The organism is Ohtaekwangia sp. (genome assembly GCF_036568665.1).
GTDB lineage: Bacteria > Bacteroidota > Bacteroidia > Cytophagales > Cyclobacteriaceae > Ohtaekwangia.
In genome coordinates, this window is record NZ_DATCSD010000001.1 from 1 (window position 1) to 2,517 (window position 2,517).

4 protein-coding genes are annotated in these 2,517 nt (G+C 43.6%); 2 read left to right on the forward strand and 2 right to left on the reverse strand.

Annotation, left to right across the window (positions count from 1 at the left end; all coding sequences use genetic code 11):
• A partial coding sequence (locus tag VIN08_RS00005; protein ID WP_331958317.1) for a MerR family transcriptional regulator occupies window positions 1–183 on the reverse strand: 183 nt, incomplete at its 3' end.
• A gap of 166 nt (window positions 184–349) precedes the next feature.
• Here VIN08_RS00005 and VIN08_RS00010 point away from each other — a divergent pair.
• Together VIN08_RS00010 and VIN08_RS00015 are read left to right on the forward strand one after the other, a co-directional pair.
• A complete protein-coding gene (locus VIN08_RS00010; protein ID WP_331958320.1) occupies window positions 350–724 on the forward strand; it encodes a hypothetical protein in 375 nt (124 codons plus the stop codon).
• Between the two features lie 3 nt (window positions 725–727).
• A complete protein-coding gene (locus VIN08_RS00015) occupies window positions 728–1,630 on the forward strand; it encodes an alpha/beta hydrolase (protein WP_331958323.1) in 903 nt (300 codons plus the stop codon).
• A gap of 18 nt (window positions 1,631–1,648) precedes the next feature.
• Here VIN08_RS00015 and VIN08_RS00020 read toward each other — a convergent pair whose 3' ends face one another.
• Window positions 1,649–2,269, reverse strand: coding sequence for a GyrI-like domain-containing protein (locus VIN08_RS00020; protein ID WP_331958326.1), 621 nt, complete (start codon window positions 2,267–2,269; stop codon window positions 1,649–1,651).
• Between the last annotated feature and the right edge of the window lie 248 nt (window positions 2,270–2,517).

Here is a 2,517-nt window from a genome sequence, read left to right on the forward strand (position 1 = left end):
GGTAAATCCTTTAGCCGTAATCTCTTTAATCGCAGTAATGCGCGTAAGTGTCTCTTCAGGATACTCCTTGTAATTGTTCTTTCTCCTCGATTCTTCCGGCACTTCAATCAGTCCCAGTTTTTCATAGAACCGGATCGTGTGACGCGACAAGTTCGTCTTTTGGGCAAGTTCTCCGATCAGCATAAGCAAAGTGTTTAACGAGCGTAGACTATACTCTATGGTTGTAATGACCACTTAAAATTAATGCTTCGCCTGAAAAAAATCCATGCATTTTCTCTTGACAGTCGACTATACTCTACGCTATACCTTCGCTGTGTAAATGATCGTGTTCAACCATAATCCTTCATATATGAAACGATTCGCAGTCTTAATGATGTTATATGTTCTTTCACTATCGCTGCATGCCCAGCAGGTAGAAGCGCCTCAAAAAGAATTTATACTCAAAGCACCAACCAGTGCAGTGGAAGTAAAAGCAGGAAGCAGTACTGCGCTACAGGTGATCCGTTCAAAAAGTTTTCAACATGGCGAAGCTTCGTTCGGAACATCGTCATCATTACCCGAAGGTGTTACGTTACAGGTAGATGCTCGTGCGGATGATCTGCAGGTATACGATGCTGTTATAAAAACTACAGCAGGTGTTTCGGCCGGTACCTACTCCGTTGTATTGAACTGCACCATTCATCATAAAACAAAAGCGGTGATTGTAAAACTACAAGTGATCTGAGCGATGGAAAGTATAGCAACACCTGTGAAAGTAAATACAACCGTGACCCCGTCATCGAAGAAGCCGCGTATACCCTGGAGTATGCGTATGATAAGGAAAATGTTCCCCGTGTTGGAGACTGTAGCACCGCGTTATGCCCGGTCGCTTTTTGTACGCATGTTCTTTTCTCCCTGGAAGTTTGCTATACCAGAGGCAGAACAAACTATACTGCAGCGATCCGATACATTTATACTGGATGTAGAGGGTAAAGCTGTGCAGGTATACCGCTGGGGAAAAGGACCGGTGATTGTACTCGTACATGGATGGGCGGGACGTGCCGGGCAGTTCAGAAGTTTTATAGAACACTTTGCTGCAAATGGTTACCAGGTAATTGCCTTCGATGCTCCGGCTCACGGACGATCATCGGGCAAGCAAACCAACATCGTTGAATTTAAAGATGCTATACTCGCGCTTGAGAAACGCGTTGAAACTATACACGCTGTTATTGCGCACTCCATTGGCGGAGCCGCTTCCTTGTTTGCTTTGGCGGAAGGATTGAATACTGCTACATTGATAACACTGGCAACGCCTGCCGATGCAGATGAAATACTGCGAGAGTTCGGTGCGCGTGTTCAGGCATCTGCCAAAGCCGTGCAACACTTGCGCGACTATATATACCACACGTTCAGCCGACCTTTCGAAGAACTCACAGCTATACATTTTGCAAAACAAATTCAGAGCCCCATGCGATGGCTGGTGGTGCACGACATGCATGATAAAGAAATAGCCGTGCGGAATGCGACTCTGATCACAGCAGCTTATCCGCAGGCTACGCTAAAAATAACGGAAGGGCTGGGGCACGTACGTATACTTCGCGATGAAGCCACCATACAAATGTGTTTGGAATTTGTCGAGCAATCACGTTGAGTATACAGCTATATCGTTTTATTTAACCGGCTCTCGCAAAATAGTTTTTAATTTTTCAGGAGCAGTTTTTCTGAAATCAGAAAGGTATATTTCATGATGTAGTCCGGCTTGTTGAAAGTTATGCTGCAACATAAAATCCTGCATCTGCTTCAGCGTTTCCGGTTCACGATCGAATGGTCCTACATGCAGCATCTGCACTACTTTACCTTCGTGCAACGTAAAAGGTTGTACATCGGCCACTGATGATAATCTCTTTTTTGTGATCACCGTTTGTTTTGCTTCCTCGATCATGGCGGTTGTTACAAATTCCGGTAAACGTATAAGCATTCGCCACTGCCATTCGCTGCGAGGTATACGTTTAGGAGCTTCACTCATAGTGAGATTGTTATAGTAGCCATCAAACCACCAAAGTCCTTCGAGTTTGGCTACGGTAAAATCCTGTTGATTCTTTTTCGACGTGAATTTTATAGTATATGCTACCGGATACAGGGCTTCAATTTTTTTTGTGAAGGCTTTCGAAGAAGGATCTCCTTTACCTGTTATAGAAAGATACGATACAGGTGGTATAGTAATAATCTCCGGCTGAGTTTTAGCAGTATAATATTGTTTATACTTTTTCGCGAGGTCAATTTTCTCCATGGTGTTTTCTTTTTTGATTTACTCAAAAGAAAATTACCGGAGTGACAATGCTATGTCAGCTGAAGCGGTGGGTTAATAAATAATGGATACAACCGGGTGTATATACGATTACAGACTATAACTGTCATCTGGTTTTTGTAGCACTTCGTCCTGCATTTCTGCCAGCAGGCGATCGCTGTCGATCATCACAGATTTACCTTGTCTGTATTCTATAGCGATATAATCAATCCAGGCAATAACGGATTTCT

Bases quoted from the DNA above. Each gene is read 5' to 3' on its own strand.
- VIN08_RS00010 (WP_331958320.1), top strand. From the start codon at position 350: ATGAAACGATTCGCAGTCTTAATGATGTTATATGTTCTTTCACTATCG.
- VIN08_RS00015 (WP_331958323.1), top strand. From the start codon at position 728: ATGGAAAGTATAGCAACACCTGTGAAAGTAAATACAACCGTGACCCCG.
- VIN08_RS00020 (WP_331958326.1), bottom strand. From the start codon at position 2,269: ATGGAGAAAATTGACCTCGCGAAAAAGTATAAACAATATTATACTGCT.